The 22,052-nt window shown below is 67.2% G+C and carries 21 protein-coding genes; 14 read left to right on the top strand and 7 right to left on the bottom strand.

All coding sequences use genetic code 11. From position 1 onward, the window contains the following. Positions 1–154 precede the first annotated feature (154 nt). From ASF52_RS07915 to ASF52_RS07860, 12 genes are all read left to right on the top strand, one after another. On the top strand, positions 155–355 hold the full coding sequence (locus ASF52_RS07915) for a hypothetical protein (protein ID WP_056170262.1): 201 nt from the start codon (positions 155–157) through the stop codon (positions 353–355). A 226-nt stretch (positions 356–581) separates the two neighbouring features. Further along, a complete protein-coding gene (locus ASF52_RS07910; protein ID WP_056170260.1) occupies positions 582–1,988 on the top strand; it encodes a malonyl-CoA decarboxylase in 1,407 nt (468 codons plus the stop codon). A 30-nt stretch (positions 1,989–2,018) separates the two neighbouring features. Further along, positions 2,019–3,539 carry a malonate--CoA ligase gene (locus ASF52_RS07905; RefSeq protein WP_056170256.1) on the top strand — a complete coding sequence of 507 codons (1,521 nt, stop codon included), beginning with the start codon at positions 2,019–2,021 and terminating at the stop codon, positions 3,537–3,539. A 205-nt stretch (positions 3,540–3,744) separates the two neighbouring features. Next, a complete protein-coding gene (locus tag ASF52_RS07900) occupies positions 3,745–4,899 on the top strand; it encodes a YihY/virulence factor BrkB family protein (protein WP_056170713.1) in 1,155 nt (384 codons plus the stop codon). Positions 4,900–4,971: 72 nt separating this feature from the next. Continuing rightward, positions 4,972–5,373 carry a peptide-methionine (R)-S-oxide reductase MsrB gene (gene msrB / locus ASF52_RS07895; RefSeq protein ID WP_244472967.1) on the top strand — a complete coding sequence of 134 codons (402 nt, stop codon included), beginning with the start codon at positions 4,972–4,974 and terminating at the stop codon, positions 5,371–5,373. A gap of 252 nt (positions 5,374–5,625) precedes the next feature. Continuing rightward, the gene (locus ASF52_RS07890; RefSeq protein WP_056170249.1) at positions 5,626–6,492 is read left to right on the top strand and encodes a hypothetical protein; all 867 of its coding nucleotides are present in this window, start codon (positions 5,626–5,628) and stop codon (positions 6,490–6,492) included. Between the two features lie 151 nt (positions 6,493–6,643). After that, a complete protein-coding gene (locus tag ASF52_RS07885; protein ID WP_056170246.1) occupies positions 6,644–8,044 on the top strand; it encodes a dicarboxylate/amino acid:cation symporter in 1,401 nt (466 codons plus the stop codon). Positions 8,045–8,054: 10 nt separating this feature from the next. Beyond that, a complete protein-coding gene (locus ASF52_RS07880; protein WP_056170244.1) occupies positions 8,055–8,966 on the top strand; it encodes an ROK family protein in 912 nt (303 codons plus the stop codon). Positions 8,967–9,026: 60 nt separating this feature from the next. After that, a complete protein-coding gene (locus ASF52_RS07875) occupies positions 9,027–10,034 on the top strand; it encodes an ArsR/SmtB family transcription factor (protein WP_056170241.1) in 1,008 nt (335 codons plus the stop codon). A gap of 62 nt (positions 10,035–10,096) precedes the next feature. Next, entirely contained in the window at positions 10,097–11,017 is a 921-nt protein-coding gene (gene metF / locus ASF52_RS07870) for a methylenetetrahydrofolate reductase [NAD(P)H] (protein WP_056170238.1), read from the top strand. Between the two features lie 174 nt (positions 11,018–11,191). After that, the gene (gene metH / locus ASF52_RS07865) at positions 11,192–14,944 is read left to right on the top strand and encodes a methionine synthase (RefSeq protein WP_056170235.1); all 3,753 of its coding nucleotides are present in this window, start codon (positions 11,192–11,194) and stop codon (positions 14,942–14,944) included. A 191-nt stretch (positions 14,945–15,135) separates the two neighbouring features. Beyond that, on the top strand, positions 15,136–15,567 hold the full coding sequence (locus tag ASF52_RS07860) for a hypothetical protein (protein ID WP_056170711.1): 432 nt from the start codon (positions 15,136–15,138) through the stop codon (positions 15,565–15,567). An 18-nt stretch (positions 15,568–15,585) separates the two neighbouring features. On the opposite strand, the gene ASF52_RS07855 is transcribed toward ASF52_RS07860, so the two are convergent. Next, positions 15,586–15,837, bottom strand: coding sequence for a hypothetical protein (locus ASF52_RS07855; protein WP_056170232.1), 252 nt, complete (start codon positions 15,835–15,837; stop codon positions 15,586–15,588). A gap of 131 nt (positions 15,838–15,968) precedes the next feature. Here ASF52_RS07855 and fae point away from each other — a divergent pair, with 131 nt between their 5' ends. Continuing rightward, a complete protein-coding gene (gene fae / locus ASF52_RS07850) occupies positions 15,969–16,508 on the top strand; it encodes a formaldehyde-activating enzyme (RefSeq protein ID WP_056170227.1) in 540 nt (179 codons plus the stop codon). Between the two features lie 139 nt (positions 16,509–16,647). After that, a complete protein-coding gene (locus ASF52_RS07845; RefSeq protein ID WP_056170708.1) occupies positions 16,648–17,058 on the top strand; it encodes a DUF1236 domain-containing protein in 411 nt (136 codons plus the stop codon). Positions 17,059–17,226: 168 nt separating this feature from the next. Here ASF52_RS07845 and ASF52_RS07840 read toward each other — a convergent pair whose 3' ends face one another. From ASF52_RS07840 to ASF52_RS07815, 6 genes are all read right to left on the bottom strand, one after another. Further along, complete coding sequence (locus ASF52_RS07840) at positions 17,227–17,496, bottom strand: hypothetical protein (protein WP_056170224.1); 270 nt, start codon at positions 17,494–17,496, stop codon at positions 17,227–17,229. Between the two features lie 152 nt (positions 17,497–17,648). After that, positions 17,649–18,011, bottom strand: coding sequence for a hypothetical protein (locus tag ASF52_RS07835; RefSeq protein ID WP_056170222.1), 363 nt, complete (start codon positions 18,009–18,011; stop codon positions 17,649–17,651). Between the two features lie 146 nt (positions 18,012–18,157). Further along, on the bottom strand, positions 18,158–18,976 hold the full coding sequence (locus ASF52_RS07830) for a class I SAM-dependent methyltransferase (RefSeq protein ID WP_056170218.1): 819 nt from the start codon (positions 18,974–18,976) through the stop codon (positions 18,158–18,160). Positions 18,977–19,058: 82 nt separating this feature from the next. Further along, a complete protein-coding gene (locus ASF52_RS07825; protein ID WP_056170215.1) occupies positions 19,059–20,531 on the bottom strand; it encodes an amino acid permease in 1,473 nt (490 codons plus the stop codon). A 110-nt stretch (positions 20,532–20,641) separates the two neighbouring features. Beyond that, on the bottom strand, positions 20,642–21,295 hold the full coding sequence (locus ASF52_RS07820; protein WP_056170213.1) for a DJ-1/PfpI family protein: 654 nt from the start codon (positions 21,293–21,295) through the stop codon (positions 20,642–20,644). Positions 21,296–21,473: 178 nt separating this feature from the next. Then, a complete protein-coding gene (locus tag ASF52_RS07815) occupies positions 21,474–21,854 on the bottom strand; it encodes an SWIB/MDM2 domain-containing protein (RefSeq protein ID WP_056170210.1) in 381 nt (126 codons plus the stop codon). Between the last annotated feature and the right edge of the window lie 198 nt (positions 21,855–22,052).

Genomic DNA, 22,052 nt, shown 5'->3' with positions numbered 1-22,052 from the left:
CGATTTGACGGCCAAGGCCACCCGAAGACGGCGTACAAGCCGGGCGAGGCTCTTGGAATACGCGGATTCTTGCGGTCTGATCATGAACGGGATCGGGTGATGCCGTGCTTCGTTCCACCGGAGCGCGGTGCCGGGTCCGATGACGGAGCCTCGCATGCCGAATTACCGTATCGAGTTCGCCAAGGAGATTCTCGGGGTACCGTTCCCCGTCGGCTCCGTTGCCATTGTTCGAGCCCGCGATCCCATGCGGGCCCTGCGCGCTGCCGAATTGCGCTTCGCGCGCCAGCACGGGGTCGAGGATTGGCGGGAGCGGGCCGACCGGGCCGAGATCATTGCCGGCGGGGATGCGAGCTGAGGGATACGGCGTTCTTTTCTCGTATCCGAGTCCACGCAGGCGTTCGGCGGTTCCGCGGAAAGAACCTTCGTCCATCCCTCGCCGAAGCTTGGGGGCCGTGACTTCGAACCCGCCTCGGTCCCTGGTCCTTCGAGCGGGTCCGTCATAGAAGGTTCGTCGAACCCTGCGCGGATGCGTGGGGTGGATACGCCCGGTCCGGGCGCCAGCACGGGGACGGGCAGCTTCCATGGCGGCGATCTCTTTCTTCGGCGATCTGCTGCAGACCATCAGCGACCGCGGCCGCGACCTCATCGGGTTCGGACGCGGCGACCTCGCCGCCCGTGCCGATCCGGGGGAACTCGTCAAGCTCTGCGAGGATCTCATTTCCCGCCGCGGCGAAGCCTCGGGCGTCGCCCTCGCCCGCCTTATCCTCGACCGCTACGCCAGCCTCGCCCGGCCCGAACGGGCGAGCTTTCTCCGCCTCGTCGCCACCGAGTTCGCCGCCGACCACGAGGCCGTCGACGAGGCCATCGCGGCCTACCGTGCCGACCCGACCCGGGCGGCGCTCGGCGTTCTGCACGACGCAGCCGAGCCGCGCAGCCAGGAACTGATCCGCCGCCTCAACCTCGCCCGGGACGGCACCCTCGCGCTGGTCCGCATGCGGGAGGACCTGCTCGGGCTACGCCGCGCCCTGCGGGACGAGGAGGCCGACCCCGATCTCATCGACGCGGCCGACAGCCTCGACAGCGATTTCGAGCATCTGTTCGCCTCGTGGTTCAACCGCGGCTTCCTCGTGCTGCGCCACATCGACTGGACGACACCCGCCCACATCCTCGAGAAGATCATCCGCTACGAGGCGGTCCATGCCATCGCCGACTGGGACGACCTGCGCCGTCGCATCGAACCCCGTGACCGGCGCTGCTTCGCGTTCTTCCACCCGGCCCTCGTCGACGAGCCGCTGATCTTCGTGGAGGTGGCGCTCACCGCCGCCATCGCCCCGGCCATCGCCCCGATCCTGGCCCACGAGCGCGAGATCCTGGTGCCGCGCGCGGCCACCACGGCGATCTTCTACTCGATCTCGAACTGCCAGAAGGGGCTCGCCGGCGTCACCTTCGGCAACTTTCTCATCAAGCAGGTGGTGGAGGATCTCGCCCGCGAGATTCCGAGCCTGAAGACCTTCGTCACCCTGTCGCCGGTACCGGGCTTCGCGACGTGGCTCGACCGCGAGCGCCGGGCCGACGCGCCGCAGGGGCTGACCCGCGAGGATGTCGAGGCCCTGCGGATCATCGACGAGCCGGACTGGCAGGCCGACAAGACGAAGTGCGAGGCCGTCCGCAGGGCGATGATCCCGGCGGCCGCCGCCTACTTCCTCCGCGCCAAGAACGAGCGCGGCAAGCCCCTCGACCCCGTCGCCCGGTTCCACCTCGGCAACGGGGCCCGGCTGGAACGCCTGAACTTCCTCGGCGACGTCTCGGCCAAGGGGCTGGCCCAGTCCCGTGGGCTGATGGTGAATTACCTTTACGACCTCGCGGCCATCGAGAAGAACCACGAGACCTACGCCAACCTCGGGACCGTCGCCGCTTCCAGCGTGGTGAGCCGCGAGTTGCGCAACAATCTGCCGCCCACCCGCGCCGTGGCTCTCGCCGACGCGTGAGAGTTCGACCGAAAGCCACCTGAAGCCCGCATGCCCAATCACCTCTTCGATCTCGTCCGCGCCAACCTGCCTGCCGATCCGACCACGAAAGCCTTCGTCGAGACGGGAGACGGCACGCACTTCACCTACGCCGACCTGCTGGCGCGTTCGGCCGCTTACGCGGGGGCCCTCGTCGGGCTTGGGGTGAAGCCCGGCGACCGGGTCGCGGTCCAGGCCGAGAAGAGCCCGGAATTCCTGTTCCTGTACCTCGGGACCGTGCGGGCCGGGGCGGTGTTCCTGCCGCTGAACACCGCCTACACCGCCCACGAGGTCGCCTACTTCCTCGGGGACGCGGAACCCTCGGTGTTCGTGTGCGATCCGGGCAAGCACGGGGCCTTGGAGTCGATCGCGCGCGATGCCGGCGTGGCGCAGGTGCGGACCCTCGATGCATCCGGGCGCGGGAGCATGGTCGCGGCGGCGGATGCGGCGGCGGATGACTTCACCGACGTGGCGCGCGGGGCCGACGATCTCGCCGCCATCCTCTACACCTCCGGCACCACCGGGCGTTCCAAGGGCGCCATGCTCACCCACGAGAACCTCGCCTCGAACGCCCGGACCCTGGCGGCGTTCTGGCGCTTCACGGCCGACGACGTGCTGCTGCACGCCCTTCCGGTGTTTCACACCCACGGCCTGTTCGTCGCCACCAACACCGTTCTGGCCACGGGCGGCACGCTCCTGTTCCTGGCGAAGTTCGATGCGGCACAGGTTCTCGGGCTGATGCCGCGTGCGACGGCGATGATGGGCGTGCCGACCTTCTACACCCGCCTTCTCAGGGAGCCGGGACTCGATCCCGCTGCCACGAAGACGATCCGGCTGTTCGTCTCCGGCTCGGCGCCCCTCCTCGCTGACACGCACCGCGACTGGCAGGCCCGCACGGGCCACGCCATCCTCGAGCGCTACGGCATGACCGAGACCAACATGAACACCTCGAACCCGTATGACGGGGCCCGTGTCGCCGGCACCGTCGGATCGGCGCTGCCGGGCGTCGTTGTCCGGGTGGTGGACCCCGAGACGGGGGCCGCACTCGGCACCGACGCCGTTGGCATGATTGAGGTGAAGGGCCCCAACGTGTTCCAGGGCTACTGGCGCATGCCGGAGAAGACCGCGGCCGAGTTCAAGGCCGACGGGTTCTTCATCACCGGCGACCTCGGCAAGATCGACGCCGACGGCTACGTGCACATCGTCGGGCGCGGAAAGGACCTCATCATCACCGGTGGCTACAACGTCTATCCGAAGGAGGTCGAGAACGAGATCGATGCCCTGCCGGGTGTGGTCGAATCGGCGGTGATCGGCTTGGCCCATGCCGATTTCGGTGAAGGCGTCGCGGCCGTGGTCGTCGCCCGGGAGGGCGCTCCCGACGAGGCCACGATCCTGCGCACCCTCGAGGCGCGACTCGCCCGCTACAAGTGCCCCAAGCGGGTGCTGTTCGTGGAGGATCTGCCGCGCAACGCCATGGGCAAGGTCCAGAAGAACGTCCTGCGGGAAACCCATGCGGATCTTTTTCGCACCTGACGCAGGCGCCTGCGGCGCGCCTGGAAGATCCACGCCTGCGGCGCGCCTGGAAGATCCACGCCTGCGGCGCGCCTGGAAGATCCACGCCTGCGGCACGCCTGGAAGATCCACGCCTGCGGCACCTTTGGAACGTCCGCATCCGCGTTGACGTTTGTCCGAGCGTAAGCTCAAGCTTGGCTTCCTGAACCAACCGGTCCACGCTGCGATGTCTTCCTCCCCCGAACCGGCGACCGCTTCGAGCGGCGCGGCTTCCGTGCTGTGGACCCTGGCCATGGGGGCGGCCCTCGTCGCCCTCGCGGCCGGCACGAGCGGGCGGCCACGACGGGATCGGCCCGCCGCCGCGCCCGAGCCCGACCGGTGCCGGGAGGAGGAGGCGCGCTCCCACAGCGGGCGCTCCGCCGAATGGGTCGCGGCCACGCAGGTCGAGCGCGGTCGCGCCGCCCGGACCCCGATGGAGATCACCTCCAAGGGCTGGAAGGACATCCTGTTCCGGGTCTACCTCGAGTTCAACAAGGACCGGGTGCTGTCGGTCGCCGCCGGGGTGACGTTCTACACCCTCCTGTCCCTGTTCCCGGCCATTGCCGCCCTGGTCACCTGCTACGGCCTCGTCGCCGATGTCGGATCCATCAACGAGCATCTGGCGAGCCTGCAGGGCGTGCTGCCGTCGGGGGCCATCGAGATCATCGGCGATCAGGTCAAGCGCATCGCCGCCAAGGGCGGAGGGTCCCTGGGGCTGACCTTCTTCACGAGTCTTCTCATCTCCCTCTGGAGCGCCAACGCCGCCATGAAGGCGATGTTCGATGCCCTCAATGTGGTCTACGAGGAGGAGGAGAAGCGCTCGTTCGTGATGCTGAACCTGCGTTCGCTCACCTTCACCATCGGCGCCCTGCTGTTCACGATCTTCGCGCTGTCGAGCATCGTCGTGCTGCCCCTCGTGTTCACCTTCGTGGGCTTCAGCGACACCGCCTGGCTTCTGGCGCAGCTGCGCTGGCCCGCCATGCTGGTGGTGGTGCTCGGCGGCCTGTCGCTGCTCTATCGCTACGGGCCGAGCCGGGAGCGGCCGCGCTGGCGCTGGGTCGGCGTCGGCGGCGCCGTCGCCGGCGTGCTGTGGCTCATCGCCTCGATCTTGTTCTCCTGGTACGTCTCGAGCTTCGGCAACTACAACGAGACCTACGGATCCCTCGGGGCGGCCATCGGCTTCATGACGTGGATCTGGATCTCGACGACCATCGTGCTGCTCGGCGGCGAGATCAACGCCGAGATGGAGCACCAGACCGCGCACGACACCACCACGGGCGCTCCCTTGCCCATGGGCGCACGCCGGGCCCGGATGGCCGACACCCTCGGCGCCGTGGCCTGACGCCCGGCCTCCTCGGGGCGGGGTCGGGACCCTATCTAGGGGACACACCGTTTCCTCTCGATGGATCAGATCATGACCGCACCGACCGCCGACACCCGCACCGACGCCGAATGGCGCGAGATTCTTTCCCCCGAGCAGTACCGTGTCCTGCGTGGGCACGGCACCGAGCGCGCCGGAACGAGCTGCCTCAACGCGGAGAAACGTCCGGGCGTGTTTCATTGTGCCGGGTGCGATGCCCCGCTGTTCGAGAACGGCACCAAGTTCGAATCCGGCACCGGCTGGCCGAGCTTCTTCGCGCCGTTCCCCGACGCGGTCGAGACCCAGGTCGACCGCAGCCATTGGATGACCCGGACGGAGGCCCATTGCGCCCGCTGCAAGGGCCATCTCGGCCACGTCTTCGATGACGGACCCGCCCCCACCGGCCTGCGCTACTGCATGAACGGGGTTTCGCTCCGCTTCGAACCCGAGGCGTGAGACGGATCGGTTCCGAAGGTCGTATGACCCGCTGAGCTGGGGACGGCGCGGTGGATCGCGGGGGTGGTCCGGCGCGCGATCTTGATTTCTGTGGTGTTTTGCTTAGTCCCGAGAGTCAATTTTTAAATGAATACCGCAGCTTCGGTCTGGGAAGGGGATGCCTGACGCATTCCTTTCCGGATCGAGACGCCCTCGATTGTCAGTCCGGCGGATCTTCGACCGTGGGACGAACAGACCTCCGGAGAGTCCGCAATGAGCATCGTCCGCCGGTTCCTCGTCGCCCCGTCCCTCGTTCGCCTGATCCGCAAGGAGCGTGGTGGCGCACGGGTCACTGAGGGCTACTTCGCGCCCCAGGCCGGACGGGTCTCGTACGTTCGGGTCGATGGCCAGCAATGCCATCTCGTCCTCGTCAACACGGATCAGAACGGCGCTTCGAGCGAGGAGCGCACGGACGTGCCGCGCGCCCATGGCGACGCCCTCCTCGACGTCTGCAGCGGCAAGGCGCAGTACGACCGCACGGTGATCGCGCTCGGTGCCGGCCGTGAGGCGCGGGTCGACCGTTACGTCGCCCCGGGCAATCTCGACCTCGTGAGCGTGACCTTCGACGAGATCGGAGACGCAAACGGCTTCTCCGTGCCGGTCTGGTTCGGCCCCGAGGTGTCCGGCGACGCGGCGTACGAGCGCCATGCCGTCGCCCTCCAGGGCGTACCTCAGCCGGGCGAGATCGCCCTGAGCAACGCCGCCCTGGAAGCGGTGCTCGACCTCGTCGAGCCCCGGTTCGGCTTCGGCCGCTACGGCGGCGCGTCGGGTGCCGCCGCGAAGCCGGCGGACGAGGACGGGATGATGAAGGCCTTGCGCCGGGTCGCCGGGGGCGGAACCGCAGCCCAGCCCAGCCCGCAGGCCGCGGCCCCTGCGCCGGTCGCGGCGCCCGAGCCTGCTCACCCGGAGGCTGGCCAGAACGACGCCCGCATCGACGAGGTCATCGAGAGCCTGTCGCAGGCACTCGGCAATCCGCAGCCCCTGCCGCCGGAGGGCGAGCCCGCCCAGCCGGCGCGTGCCGAAGAGGCTGCGGGCGAATTCGAACGCTGGACTGTCCGCCCGCGCCGCAACCAGACCTGATCGGCGTCCCCGATCGGCCTGATGAAGGTGGCACGTTTGAGAATGTCACTTTCATCCCTGCCTGTGCGATTGAGTGGTGCACGCAACTTCGCTAGCGTCGTGGGCAAGAAACACGAAAGCGTGCGCGGTTCAGTGCACGGGCGAGGGAACCATGGCCCAGGCGATGACACACGGCACGGCGGCCGAGCCCCCCCGGGTGGCCGAGCCCTGGTACAAGGTTCTCTACATCCAGGTGCTGATCGCCATCGCGCTCGGCATCCTGCTCGGCTACCTCCATCCGGAATGGGGCAAGTCTGTCAAATGGTTGGGCGACGCCTTCATCGCTCTGATCAAGATGATGATCGCGCCGATCATCTTCTGTACCATCGTGCACGGTATCGCATCCATCGGTGACCTGAAGAAGGTCGGCCGCGTCGGCCTGAAGGCCCTCGTCTATTTCGAGGTGGTGTCCACCATCGCGCTTCTCATCGGCATCCTCGTCGGCGAGGTGGTGAAGCCTGGCGCCGGCTTCAACGCCGACGTGACGAAGCTCGATGGCAAGGCCGTCGAGAAATACGCAAAGTTGGCCGCCGACGACTCCGTGACGGGCCACATCATGGCGCTGATCCCGAAGAGCTTCTTCGATGCGTTCGCCACCGGCGACCTGCTTCAGGTACTGCTGATCTCGATCCTCACCGGCGTCGTCGTCACCGGCATGGGCAAGCGCGGCGAGGCCATCACCCACGCCATCGACACGATGGGGCAGATCTTCTTCCGCATCATCGGCCTCGTGGTGAAGCTCGCGCCCATCGGCGCCTTCGGCGCCATGGCCTTCACCATCGGTCAGTACGGCATCGGCAAGGTCGTCGATCTCGCCTGGCTCGTCGGCACCTTCTACGTCACCGCCTTCCTGTTCGTGGTGATCGTGCTCGGCGGCATCGCCCGGATCGCCGGCTTCTCGATCTTCAAGTTCCTCGCCTACATCAAGGACGAACTCCTGATCGTGCTCGGCACCTCCTCCTCCGAGACGGTGCTGCCGCACATGATGACGAAGATGCGCCGGCTCGGTGCCTCGGACTCCGTGGTCGGACTCGTGATCCCGACGGGGTACTCGTTCAACCTCGACGGCACCAACATCTACATGACCCTGGCGAGCCTGTTCCTCGCCCAGGCCGTGGGCGCGGACCTGTCGTTCGGCCAGTATGCGACCATCATCCTCGTGGCGATGCTGACCTCGAAGGGGGCCTCCGGTGTGACGGGCGCCGGCTTCATCACCCTGGCGGCCACGCTCTCGGCCATTCCCAACAACCCGGTGCCGGTGGCCGCCATGACCCTGATCCTCGGTGTCGACAAGTTCATGTCCGAGTGCCGGGCCATCACCAATCTCATCGGCAACGGCGTCGCAACCGTCGTGGTCAGCCGCTGGGAGGGCGAACTCGACCGGGAGAAGCTGCGTCAGGTGATGGACAACCCCATCGCCATCGGTACGGACATCTCGGATCACGCACCCAACATGGACCCGATCACCACGCCGTCCGCGGCGTCGGCGCCCATCCCCGTTCCCGCACGCTGATCGGAACGTCTTGCGCCTCGGAATCGACCTCGGCGGCACCAAGATCGCCGGGGTCGTCCTCGACGCGGCGGGCATGATGCGGGCCGAGGCCCGTGTCCCCACGCCACGCGACGATTACTCAGGCACCCTCGCGGCCATCGCGGCCCTGGTCGAAGGCCTCGAATCCCGCACCGGCCCCGTCCGCAGTGTCGGGGTCGGAATGCCGGGGGCCATCGCGCCGGCCACCGGTCTGGTCAAGAACGCCAACTCGACATGGCTGAACGGCCGTCCCTTCGCCGACGACCTCGTTCACGCCCTCGGCCGCCCCGTGCGCGTCGAGAACGACGCCAATTGCCTCGCCGTGTCGGAGGCCGTCGACGGGGCGGGTGCCGGTGCCGCCGTGGTCTGGGCGATCATTCTCGGCACCGGCGTCGGCTCCGGCATCGCCCTCGAAGGACGAGCCCTCGCCGGGCGGTTGCGTATCGCCGGCGAGTGGGGCCACAATCCTCTCCCCGCACCCCGTGACGACGAGCGCCCGGGACCCGCCTGCTATTGCGGCCGCTCCAGTTGCATCGAAACGTGGTTGTCCGGACCCGCACTCGCCGCCGACCATGCCCGGCGCAGCGGGCGGCCCATCACCGCCGAAGCCGTCGTGGCGGCGATGCGCGCAGGCGATCCCGTCGCGCAGGAAACGTTCGCGCGCTACCGCGACCGCCTCGGCCGGGCTTTGGCGCAAGTCGTCAACATCCTCGATCCCGATATCATCGTGATCGGCGGCGGGCTGTCGCGTCTGCCCGAGTTGTTCGAGGGCCTGACGGAGCTCACTGCCCCGCACGTGTTCTCGGACCGCTTCGACACGCCCATTCGTCCGAGCCTGCATGGCGACGCCTCCGGAGTCAGAGGGGCGGCCTGGCTGTGGGACCCTGGTACCGATGGCGCCTGACGCGCCGTGAGGAGACGAGACCCCTTGTCAGGGGCAAGAATTGCACATAAACATATCTTTATGTCTATCGCAGGCCCCATAGCGGACTCATCGGTGCCGTTCACGCATGCCCTCGGCGTGCTGCGCGCGGCGGCCGAAGAGACGCGCCTGCGTATCCTCGCCCTGCTGGCGGACGGGGAATTGTCGGTCTCCGACCTCACCGACATCCTCGGTCAGTCGCAGCCGCGCATCTCCCGGCACCTCAAGCTTCTCGTGGAAGCCGGTCTCGTGGAGCGCCATCGCGAAGGAGCCTGGGCGTTCTTTCGCCTCGTCGATGGCCGCGCCGGCCTCGTCGACCCCCTCATCGCCGGGCTCGACTCCCGAAGTGCTCCGATCTCCGAGGATCGGGCGCGACGCGAAGCCGTGCGGGCGCAGCGCGCCGAGGCGGCCCAGACCTTCTTCGCGCGTCTCGCTCCGAAGTGGGATCACCTGCGCTCGCTCCATGTGCCGGAGGCCACCGTCGAGGCCGCCGTGCTCGATGCGCTGGGCAACCGGCCGATTCACAACCTCATCGATCTCGGCACCGGCACCGGCCGGATGCTCGGACTGCTCGCCGGCCGGGCCAGCCGGGCGACGGGCCTCGATTCCAACCATGCCATGCTGTCGGTGGCGCGCGCCAACCTTGAGCGGGCCGGCCTGTCGCGGGTCGATCTGCGGCAGGGCGACATCCATGCTCCGCCGTTCGGGCGCGGCAGCTTCGATCTGGTGCTGGTTCACCAGGTCTTGCATTACCTCGACGATCCGGCTCGCGCCCTGCGCGAAGCCGTGCGGCTCGTGGCGCCGGGGGGGCGTCTCCTCGTGGTGGATTTCGCGCCCCACGATCTCGAGTTCCTGCGTGAAACCCAGGCCCATCGCCGCCTCGGCTTCGCACCCGAGCAGGTGACGGGCTGGCTCAACGATGCGGGGCTGTCCACCGTCACCACCCGCGATCTCGCCCCTCCGCCGGCCCTGGCCCACCACCAGCTCACCGTGACGCTCTGGCTCGCCTCCGAAGCCGAAGAGGCCGGGCTTGAGCGGGCCGTCGCCTGACCGACGCACGTCACATCCTGTTCGCGATCCGTCTGAACCGACCGACATTGAGGACGACCCCGATGCCCACCGCCTCCCAACACCGCGCCAGCCGCGACGGCTACCGTCCGATCAGCGTCTCCATCGAGTTCTTCCCGCCGAAGACCGACGAGATGGAGAAGATCCTGTGGTCGTCCATCGAGCGCCTGGCGCCGCTACAGCCGAAATTCGTCTCGGTGACCTACGGTGCCGGCGGATCGACCCGTGAGCGCACCCACAACACCGTGGCCCGCATGGTCCGGGAGACGGGTCTCAGGCCCGCCGCCCACCTCACCTGCGTCGATGCCACCCGCGAGGAGATCGACGCCGTCGTGCAATCCTACTGGGATGCCGGCGTGCGCCACATCGTGGCCCTGCGCGGCGACCCTCAGGACGGCGTCGGTACGACCTATCGTCCTCATCCGGGCGGCTACGCCCAGACCGCGGACCTCGTCGCCGGGATCAAGCGCATCGGCGACTTCAAGGTCTCGGTCTCGGCCTACCCTGAAAAGCATCCCGAGGCCGCCAGCCTCGACGCCGACATCGACGCGCTGAAGGCCAAGGTCGACGCCGGCGCCGATCAGGCGATCACGCAGTTCTTCTTCGAGAACGAGATCTACCTGCGCTACGTCGACAAGGTGCGGGCGGCGGGCATCGATATCCCGATCATCCCGGGCATCCTCCCCGTCCAGAACTTCAAGCAATCGGCCAACTTCGCCCGCCGCACCGGCGCCTCGGTGCCGTACTGGCTCGCCGCCCGCTTCGAGGGGCTCGACAACGATGCCGACACCCGCCGCCTCGTGGCGGCGGCGGTGGCGGCCGAACAGGTGCTCGATCTCGTCGATCGCGGCGTCAACGACTTCCACTTCTACTCGATGAACCGTTCCGACCTCGTCTACGCCATCTGCCATCTCCTCGGTCTGCGTTCGCAGGCCCCGAAGGTGGCGGCGGCGAAGGCGGCCTGAGCGCACGCATTCGACCATCCCAGAATCTCATCCTGAGGCGCCCGCGTCGGCGGGCCTCGCAGGAGGACACCAGCACCAATGTGCGAACGGGAGCCCTCCTTCGGGGCCTCCGCTTCGCTCCGGCACCTCAGCACGAGGTGGTTTGATGGGACCCAGCGTCTCCAAGGATACACCATGACCGACCTGCGACCCGTCGATGGAAAAGAGATCGAAGCCGCGCTCCGTGCGCGCGCCGCGGAAAAGATCCTCGTCCTCGACGGGGCGATGGGCACCGTGATCCAGCGCCTCGGCTACGGCGAGGCGGACTTTCGCGGCAGCCGCTTTACGGATCACGGCCACGACCAGAAGGGCAACAACGACCTCCTGATCCTGACGCAGCCCGATGCGATCCGGCAGATCCACCTCGACTACTTCCTCGCCGGCGCCGACATGTGCGAGACCAACACGTTCTCGGGGACCACCATCGCCCAAGCCGATTACGGCATGGAATCGATCATCCACGAGCTCAATTCGGAGGGCGCGCGCCTCGCCCGCGAGGCCGCCGCCCTGGCCGAAAAGCAGGACGGCCGCCGCCGCTTCGTGGCCGGCGCCATCGGCCCGACGAACCGCACCCTGTCGATTTCGCCGGACGTGAACAATCCCGGCTACCGCGCCGTGACCTTCGATGAGGTGCGTCAGGCTTACATCGAGCAGGTGCGCGGCCTGATGGACGGGGGCGCCGAACTCATCCTCATCGAGACCATCTTCGACACCCTCAACGCCAAAGCGGCGGTCGCCGCCGCCTGGGCGGTGTTCGAGGAGCGGGGCATGGTCCTGCCGATCATGATCTCGGGCACGATCACGGATCTCTCCGGCCGCACCCTCTCGGGCCAGACCCCGGAGGCGTTCTGGAATGCGCTCCGCCACTCCGCGCCCCTGACCATCGGCCTCAACTGCGCACTCGGCGCGAAGGAGATGCGCGGCCACATCTCCGAGCTGTCGCGCATCGCCGACACCCTGGTCTGCGCCTATCCGAATGCGGGCCTGCCCAACGAATTCGGTCTCTACGACGAGAGTCCCGAAGCCATGGGGAAACTGGTGGGCGAGTTCGCCAGCGCCGGTATCGTCAACATGGTCGGCGGCTGCTGCGGCACCACCCCGGACCACATTCGCGCCATCGCTGAAGCCGTCGCGGGGTGCAAGCCCCGTGCGATCCCGGAAGTGCCACGCCTGATGCGCCTGTCGGGCCTGGAGCCGTTCACCCTGACGAAGGAGATCCCCTTTGTGAATGTCGGCGAGCGCACCAATGTCACGGGCTCGGCCAAGTTCAGGAAGCTGATCACCGCCGGCGACTACGCGGCGGCCCTCGACGTCGCCCGGGATCAGGTGGCGGCGGGCGCCAGCATCATCGACATCAACATGGACGAGGGCCTGCTCGATTCCGAGAAGGCCATGGTCGAGTTCCTCAACCTCGTCGCCGCCGAGCCCGACATCGCCCGCGTGCCGGTGATGATCGATTCCTCGAAGTTCCACGTCATCGAGGCTGGGCTCAAGTGCGTCCAGGGCAAGGCGATCGTGAACTCGATCTCCATGAAGGAGGGCGTGGAAAAATTCATCGCCGACGCCAAGGTGTGCCGCTCCTACGGCGCCGCCGTGGTGGTGATGGCCTTTGACGAGCAGGGCCAGGCCGACAGCTACGAGCGCAAGGTCGAGATCTGCACCAAGGCCTACCGGGTTCTGACCGAGGAGATCGGCTTCCCGCCGGAAGACATCATCTTCGATCCGAACGTGTTCGCGGTGGCCACCGGCATCGAGGAGCATAACGGCTACGGCGTCGCCTTCATCGAGGCGACGAAGACCATCCGCGAGACCCTGCCCCATGCCCACATCTCGGGCGGCATCTCGAATCTCAGCTTCGCCTTCCGGGGCAACGAGCCCGTGCGCGAGGCCATGCACGCGGTGTTCCTGTATCACGCGATTCAGGTCGGCATGGACATGGGCATCGTGAATGCCGGCCAGCTCGCGATCTACGCCGAGCTTCCGGCCGAACTGCGCGAGCTGTGCGAGGACGTGGTCCTCAACCGCCGCGACGATTCCACCGACCGCCTGCTGGAGGCGGCTGAGCGCTTCAAGTCCGGCGGCGGCGTCCAGGCGAAGACCGCCGACCTGTCCTGGCGCGAGGCGCCGGTGCAGAAGCGCATCGAGCACGCCCTGGTCAACGGCATCACCGAGTACATCCTCGCCGATACCGAGGAGGCGCGCCTGGGCGTCGAGCGCCCGCTCCACGTCATCGAGGGCCCGCTGATGGCCGGCATGAACGTGGTCGGCGACCTGTTCGGTTCGGGCAAGATGTTCCTCCCGCAGGTGGTGAAATCCGCCCGCGTGATGAAGCAGGCCGTGGCCTATCTCGAGCCGTTCATGGAGGCGGAGAAGCTCGCCAATGGCGGTGACGGCAAGCGCCAGGCCGCCGGCAAGATCCTGATGGCGACGGTGAAGGGAGACGTCCACGACATCGGCAAGAACATCGTCGGCGTCGTGCTCGCCTGCAACAACTACGAGATCATCGACCTCGGCGTGATGGTGCCGGCGGCCAAGATCCTCGACGTGGCCAAGCGCGAGAACGTCGACATCGTCGGCCTGTCCGGCCTCATCACCCCGTCGCTCGACGAGATGGTGCACGTGGCCGCCGAGATGGAGCGCGAGGGTTTTTCGGTTCCCTTGCTCATCGGTGGGGCCACGACCAGCCGCGTCCATACCGCCGTGAAGATCCACCCTTCGTACAACCGGGGCCAGACCGTCTACGTGACGGATGCCAGCCGCGCCGTCGGCGTGGTGTCGAGCCTGCTGTCGAAGGAGACACGGGATTCGACCATCGAGAAGGTCCGGGCCGAGTACAGGAAGGTCGCCGACGCGCACGCCCGCTCGGAGCTCGACAAGCAGCGCCTACCGCTGGCGAAAGCCCGCGCCAACCCGTTCCGGATCGACTGGTCGGGCTACCAGCCGAAGAAGCCGAGCTTCACCGGCACGCGGGTCTACTCCTCCTACGAGGTCGCCGATCTCGTGCCCTACATCGACTGGACGCCGTTCCTGCAGACCTACGAGTTCAAGGGCCGCTACCCGGCGATCTTCGAGGATCCGAACCAGGGGCCGGCAGCGAAGGCCCTGTTCGACGATGCGCAGGAGATGCTCGCGCAGATCGTCGCCGAGCGCTGGTTCAACCCGAAGGCGATCATCGGCTTCTGGCCGGCCAACAGCATCGGCGACGACATCGCCCTCTACACCGGTGAGAGCCGCTCCGAAAAGCTCGCGACTTTCCACGGCCTGCGCCAGCAATTGTCGAAGCGCGACGGACGTGCCAACACTTGCCTGTCGGATTTCGTCGCTCCCGCCGACACCGGTATCGCCGATTACGTCGGCGGCTTCGTGGTCACGGCTGGCCTGGAGGAGGTTCGTATCGCCGAGCGCTTCGAGCGGGCCAACGACGATTACCGCTCGATCCTGGTGAAGGCGCTGGCCGACCGCATCGCCGAGGCCCTCGCCGAGCGCATGCACGAGCGTGTGCGAAAGGACTTCTGGGGCTACGGCGCCGATGAGACCTATGCGCCCGAGGACCTCGTGCGTGAGGAATATGCCGGCATCCGGCCCGCCCCCGGCTACCCGTCGCAACCCGACCACACCGAGAAGGTGACGCTGTTCGATCTCCTCAAGGCGGAGTCGCGCATCGGTGTGAAACTCACGGAATCCTACGCCATGTGGCCGGGCTCCTCTGTGTCGGGCCTCTACATCGCCCATCCGGAGGCGCATTACTTCGGCGTCGCCAAGGTCGAGCGCGATCAGGTCGAGGATTACGCGCTCCGCAAGGGCATGGATCTGGGGCAAGTCGAGCGCTGGCTCGGGCCGATCCTCAACTACGATCCGGCCCGCTATCTCGCAGCGGCGGCGGAATAGGGTACGAAGCCCCTCCTCGCTTGCGGGGAGGGGCGATGATGGTCCGGACGTCGAAACGCGCGGGAGTGTGTCCGGGCAAGGCTTGACCGTGGGGTCGGCTGCGCTTCAATGCCCGCCGAGACTTTGGCGAGGCCAGACGGAAGGGCGCCCCGATCGTGTACCGGCTGACCAGCCCCGTGCTGTCGACCAAGATGCCCGCGGCGCTGGCGGTCATCACCCTCGGCCTGCTGGCCTCGGGCTGCACCGGCTTCTCCTACCTGTCGAAGACCTATGTCAGCCTGACCCCCCAGGTGGTCACCATCGGCTGCAAGGATCCCTACGAGGTCTACGACCAGCGACGCCTGCGCAAGATGCTCATCGTCTCCAATTCCCTGCGGGAGGTCACCGGCTGCGGGATCGACGACCGGCTCGAGGGCGGCGACCCGGCCCTGACCCGAACCAAGCGGTTTCGCGATGCGGCCCGCACCTATCTCGACGAAACCGTGCGGGAGGATTGCCGGATCACCGGCGAGACCGTGTTCACGGATCTCCAGACGGAGTTCGCCTACACCTGTGCCGGTCCGATCGAGCCACGCGGGACCAAAGTCCCGCGCCTGCCGGGTCGCAACCGCGTCGGGCTCTGAAGGCTCGGCCCCGGAGGATCAGGTTTCGGGCGGATGCTGGAACGTCCGCTCGATGGCGTCGCCCGATGCGGCCAACAAGGCACGCGCGAGGATGCGGGCCTCGTCCCGGTCGAGGGCGAGGATCGCGGTGAATGGCTGACCGGCGACATCGGGCAGGCCGATCTCGAGCTGTACGCCATCCGCGCTCTCCGCGACCGACAGGCTCCAGTCCCGGTCGTGTGACCCTCGGCTCATCGTCTCGTCACCCTCGTGGCGGGTGCGTCCCGCCATTCCTGCATGACCGATCCCCTGCGATCAGGCCAGTCTCGCCCGGCGATTGACGTCGCGCCACCCGGTGGTGTTTGTGCGCCCCGACCCGCCCGGTTCATCGCCGGGTCCACAAACCTTCGAGAAAGACACCCATGTCCGAGATCTGGTTCCGCACCGGCGAAGCCACCGTGCTCGCCGCCGAAGGGCAGTACACCGATGCCATGCCAGAGGTGCTCATCGGCTCCACCCGTGGACCCGCCGGCCACGCCTTCGCGGGTATGATGGGGCAGGTTCAGGGGCACACCCGGATGTTCGTGGTGCGCGACCTCAACCAGCTCGTGCGCCCGGCGACGATGATGACCACCAAGGCCACCATCCACACGGCCGAGTACGTCGAACTTCTCGGCGGCGTGGTTCAGGCCGCAACGGGCGATGCCATCATCGACTGCGTCATCGAAGGCGTGCTGCCGAAGGATGGCCTCGACGATCTCTGCATGATCATCATGATCTGGCTCGACCCGCGCTGCGCCGACGATACGAATCTCGACCACAAGGACCTCTACCGTACGAACTACGAGGCGACGAAGCTCGCCATCGCGCGTGCCATGAAGGGCGAGCCGTCCATCGACGAACTCATCGCCAACCGGAAAACGGTGAAGCACTACGCGTTGGAGGACGTGATCGAGTATTGAGCGCGAACGCCGGCCGTACGCATTGAAATGGTGGGCACGGCCCCTCGGGGATCGACGGTTTCGGGCCTTTCGCGGGCGGGCCCGCGATGGACCCCGACCGACCCCTACACAGACAGCCCGCATGGAGAACCGGAACCGGATGCCCCTCAAAATCATCGCAGCCATCGCGTTCGCGATCGGTGCTGCCTCGGCGGTCCAAGCTCAGGGCCTCGCACGCGGCGCGCAGGATGGCGCAGAACGGGGCGGCAATATCGCCGGCCCCCTCGGAGCGGCCGTCGGCAGCGCCATCGGGGGCGCCGTCGGCACAGCCAACGAGATCCTGGGGATCGATCGGCGCGAGCGCTTCCGCATCTATACGCAGGGCGAACGACGCCCCTCCTTCGCCCACAAAGGGCCGATTCAGGTCGGAACGGTGCTGCCTCCGAACGGTGTCGTGTACTACGACGTCCCACCCGAATTCGCCCTGAAGGGTTTGAACTACACCATCGTCAACGATCATCCGGTTCTGGTCGACCCGGCGACGCGCCGCATCGTCGAGGTGATCGATTGAGCTTGGATTAGGAACCCTGTTCCATATCGGCTTTTCCGAAGGCCGGCGTGCCGCTTCGGATCCGATCTTCTGGAAAACGGACATGGCCGGCCCGGGCGGACGTATCCAACCCGAGCCGGCCAAGCCGAATATCAGTGGCCGGTCCTTCGCGAAGGACCGACGGCGTTGTCAGCGGTCGCGACGCTCACGCACCGTGCCGCGCTCCTCGCGGCGCTCCATGCGCTCTTCGCGCCGATCCGGATCGACACCGAGGACACCACCGACCGTGCCCGTCGCGGCTCCGACCGCACCGCCGACGATGCCACCGACCGGCCCGGCCGCGCGATTGCCGTCCTCCACGCCGCGTTCCGCGCCGCGTACGGTTCCCTGGGCCTGAGCCGAGGCCGACAGGGCCAGGGGTGCGAGAACGAGGGTGCTTGCGAGAATGAAAGCCTTCATGGCCGTCTCCTTGATCTGCTGCGCTGGAGGCCCCGCGGCGTGTCGCGCCGACGGGGCCAGCTCATGAGGTCAACGAACGACGGCCGGATTGGTCCCCATCTCCGACACTTCTTGCCGCGAGGGAGGACCAGCGGGGCTTCCGAGCCAACCGATCAGCAGCTCAGCCGGCGGCCTTCGCGACGGCCGAACTTCTGATAATGCGCCAGCGCCGAGGTCAGTTGGCCGGCACGCAGGGCTTGGGCGACGTCGGGGTTGCACCGCACGTAGGACCGCTCATCGAACCCGCCACCACCGCCCCGATCCGCATAGCCCGAATCGCGACCACGCGACCCGCGTCCGCGATCGTCGTAATCGTCGTCGCGATCACGGCGTCTCTGCCCATAATCACGATCGCCATAGCCCGAGTCGCGCCGGTCATAACCGTAATCCCGCCCGCCGTAAGGCTGAGCCTGTGCGAGATCCACCGGGACCAGCAGGCTCATGCCGACAGCCGCCACTGCAAAAAGAGTTCTCATCGTGTGTTCTCTCCCCAACTAAGCACCACAACGATCCTGGGCCGTCGTCGGTTCGATCATCGGCCTCAATGCGCGAATGACGATCTGCCGAAGAGCCCGACGGATAGGATTGGCTCGGCACGAACCGCGTCGTCAGCAGCGGCAATCTAATCTGGCACTCCGTAGGACTCGACTGATGTGTGAGCCGTTTCTCGGCGCACGAATACGTAGATGGCTTCGCGTCCGGTGTCCGAACCGTCGAAATCGCCCAGCACACCCGCGAGGCTGAGGCCGCACCGCTCCGCATTCCTGACGATCTCGGTTCGATCGACGGCATGATAGACGAGTTCTTCCCGCGACTGCCGTGTGATCGTCCCGGCGGGATCGATCAGGGTATACTCCATCACCTGACGGAATCGGCCGGTGTCCTCTGCGAACGTTCGCGCGACCACGCGGATACGGACGCTGTCCCCGGCCGCATTGTACGGACCGGACAGTTCCTCGTCGCCGAGGGGCTGGCGCAGCATGGCATGGGCGGGCAGATGGATCGCCGCCTTGCCGCCGGGTTTCAGATGCCGGGCGACGACCGCCAGGGCGTCCGCTCGCGCGGTGGGCGTGCCCAGATGCGCGTAGCCGTAGAACGGGATGATCGCTCCATCGAATTGGCGGTCCAACACGATGCGGGTCATGTCGCCCTGCATCAGGGCGATGCGGCTTCCCACCTCCGGCGGCAGGCGCTCGCATTTCATGGCGGCGCGCTGGATCATCGCAGGCGCCAGGTCGACGCCGAAGACGCCGTAGCCGCGCTCCGCCAGGGCGATCACGATCCGGCCGGTGCCGCAGCCGAGTTCGAGGACCGACGATCCGGCGGGGCCCACGAGGTCCGCATAGAAGTCGATATCGCCCCGAAAGGGATAGGCGCTCGAGACAACATCGTAGAACGCCGCACTCAAGCCGGTATCATCGTAGTAGGGGAGGTTGCTCATCGCATATCCAAGGAGGCTGACCCGTCGCCCATGGGCGGCCGGTCAGACGTTCCGTTGTCCTGCCGCACGATGGAAGCGCGCCTCAAGTGCCGGCCTGCTCGCGGCCGATGCGGCTGTGACGGCGGCTCCAGCTGAAATAGATCACGAAGCCGATGGCGAGCCACACGAGCAGGCGCAGCCAGGTCTCGCCATCCAGCGACACCATCATGGCAAAGCAGCTCACGATACCGAGGATCGGCACCAGGGGGACCAGGGGCGTGCGATAGTCGCGTCGTGCATCGGGTTGGGTCCGGCGCAGGATGATCACGCCGGCACAGACGAGCATGAAAGCCAGCAGCGTACCGATGCTGGTCATGTGGCCGAGCTGGCTGATCGGAAGGAAGCCGCCGAGCGCGCTGGTGAAAACCATGAAGAACAGGTTCGAGCGGTACGGCGTCTTCCAGGTGGGATGAATCTTGGAGAAGAAGCCCGGGAGCAGCCGGTCCTGGCTCATGGAGTAGAACACCCGGCTCTGGCCGAGCAGCAGCACCAGGATCACCGTTGAGAAGCCCGCGATGACGCCGAGCGTCACGAGGCTGCGCAGCCACGGAAACGGCGTCTGTGCGATGGCGGTGTTCACGGGCGCCGCATCGCCCCTCATCTGGTCGTAATGCACGAGGCCGGTGAGCACGCCGGCGAACAGGATGTAGATGACCGTGCAGATGGCAAGGGAGCCGAGGATTCCGATCATCATGTTGCGCTGGGGGTTCTTGGCCTCCTGCGCCGCCGTCGATACGGCGTCGAAGCCCACATAGGCGAAGAAGACGACGCCCGCGCCGCGCATGATCCCGCTCCAGCCGTACTCGCCGAAGGTGCCAGTGTTCTCGGGGATGAACGGCACGTAGTTCTGCGCCTTGATGTAGAACAGGCCCACGCCGACCACGACTGCCACGACGGCGAGCTTGATCATCACCACGACGGCGTTGACCCGGGCCGACTCGCGGATGCCGATCATCAGGAGCGCCGAAGCCGCCACGATGATCAGGATCGCCGGCAGATTGACGAGGCCGTGCGCCGTCACGCCATCGACGGTGTAGGTCTCGAACGGCGAATGGACGAGGCCCGGCGGAAGGTTGATGCCGAGGGTGTCACGCAGGAAGCGGGTGACATAGCTCGACCAGCTCACCGACACGGTGGCGGCCCCGACCGCATATTCGAGGACGAGATCCCAACCGATGATCCAGGCGACGAGTTCACCCATGGTGGCATAAGCGTAGGTGTAGGCCGAGCCCGCCACGGGGATCATGCCGGCGAGCTCGCTGTAGCACATGCCGGCAAACGCGCAGGCGATGGACGCGATGGCGAACGAGATCACCACGGCCGGGCCAGCGTGTTCGGCCGCCGCGATGCCGGTGAGGGAGAACAGGCCGGCACCGATCACCGCGCCGATCCCCAGCGCGATCAGGCTCCACGGCCCGAGGGTGCGGGCGAGCTTGTGCTCGCCGCCCTCGGCATCGGAGTTCAGCCGTTCGAGGGATTTCGTCCGGATGAGGTCGTCCGCCAAACCGCCGGCCATGCAACGTCTCGCTGTTGGAAATCCGTGAGATAGCCGCGACGTTAACGCAAATTATCCGATGTACCAGCCGGTCGCCGTGCGCCCATGGCGGTTGTCCCACGCGAGGGCCATCAACGCGCCCGGGCAGCGGCGAACGAGCCCTCGATCAGATCCTTCAGAATGCCGGTGGCGGAAGCCGTGATCGCGGCTCCGGCGGTGCGTGGCGTGCCGGCCGCGAAGGGGGGCTGCGGAGCGTACTCCGCCACGAGCTGGCTGGTCCGGGCGTAGTCCGGATCGCGCAGGCGCGCGGACAGCGCCAGGGCGAAATCGAGACCGGCCGAGATGCCGGCGCTCGTCACGCGATTGCGGTCGAACACCACCCTTTCATCCACGGGGATCGCACCGAAGAGGGGCAGGACCCCATCGCGCACGCACCAGTGCGAGGTCGCCCGGTATCCCGTCAGCAGGCCCGCCGCGCCGAGGATCAGGGACCCGGTGCAGACGCTCGTGACCCAGGCCGCCCGCCCGGCGCGATCGCGCAGGAAAGCGAGCAGCCGCTCATTGCGCATCTGGTCGGGCGTTCCATCGCCGCCGGGCACGATCAGGACATCGAGGTCCCGCGGACAGGTCTCGAAGTCCGCGGTCGCGACGATCTCGAGTCCGGTATCGCTGGCGACGGGGCCGATCCGCTCGGCCACCAGATGGAAACTCGGACCCGCGAGACCAGCCAAAAGGGCCTGGGGCCCGACCACGTCCAGGGCCGTCATCCCCGGAAACAGCACCATGGCGATCTGCCGGAAAGGCGCCGGGTGGGCCGTCGTATCGGCGAATAACGGCTGGCTACCCGTTGCGGAAAATCCGGCCGACAGTATGCCCATCGTCGCGAGGGTCACGGCCTCGCGACGGCTCGGTCCGGCATCGGCCGCCGGCCCGTGTTCGGGGCCGGCGCGACGTCCCTCAGGATCAGGCGGACTTGAGATGGGCGGCGAGATGCTTGTTCATCTCGAACATCGTGCACTTGTCCTTGCCGAAGACCTTCTTGAGCTTGTCGTCGGCCAGAATCTCGCGCTTGTTCTCCGGGTTCTGAAGCTCATGCTTCTTGATGTATTCCCAGACCTTGCTGACGACCTCGCCACGGGGCAGGGCAGCATCACCGACAACGGCCGCGAGTTCGGGCGACGGCTTGAGCGGCTGCTGGAGAGCGTTCGGCTTGGCGCCCTCGCCCTTGGGGGCGGCGACCTTCTTGCCCTTTGCGGCGGTCTTCTCGGCGGCCGGCTTCTCGTCGCCAGTCGCGGCGCTCTTGTCCGCGCTCTTGGTGGCACTCTTGGTCGTGGTCTTGGCCATGGATTTCCTCCAGAGGTTCGGCAGCGAGCGCCGGTACGCCCACGGCACGAGGCCTCGGAGCGCATAGCTGCAACAACTAAGCAGTGTTGCGACCGTTCCAAGGGAAATCCGCCCTGTGCTTGGGAGCCGTCCACAGGGAGCGCGCCCTATCAACAGGATCGCTCCCGGCGCACGTGGAGAAGTTCAAGGCGCACATTC

Origin of the sequence: Methylobacterium sp. Leaf112, assembly GCF_001423295.1 — a bacterium.
In the GTDB taxonomy this organism is placed as follows: Bacteria; Pseudomonadota; Alphaproteobacteria; order Rhizobiales; family Beijerinckiaceae; genus Methylobacterium.
Note: the sequence above shows the minus strand (reverse complement) of the source record. Positions and strands in the feature narration are given on the sequence as shown.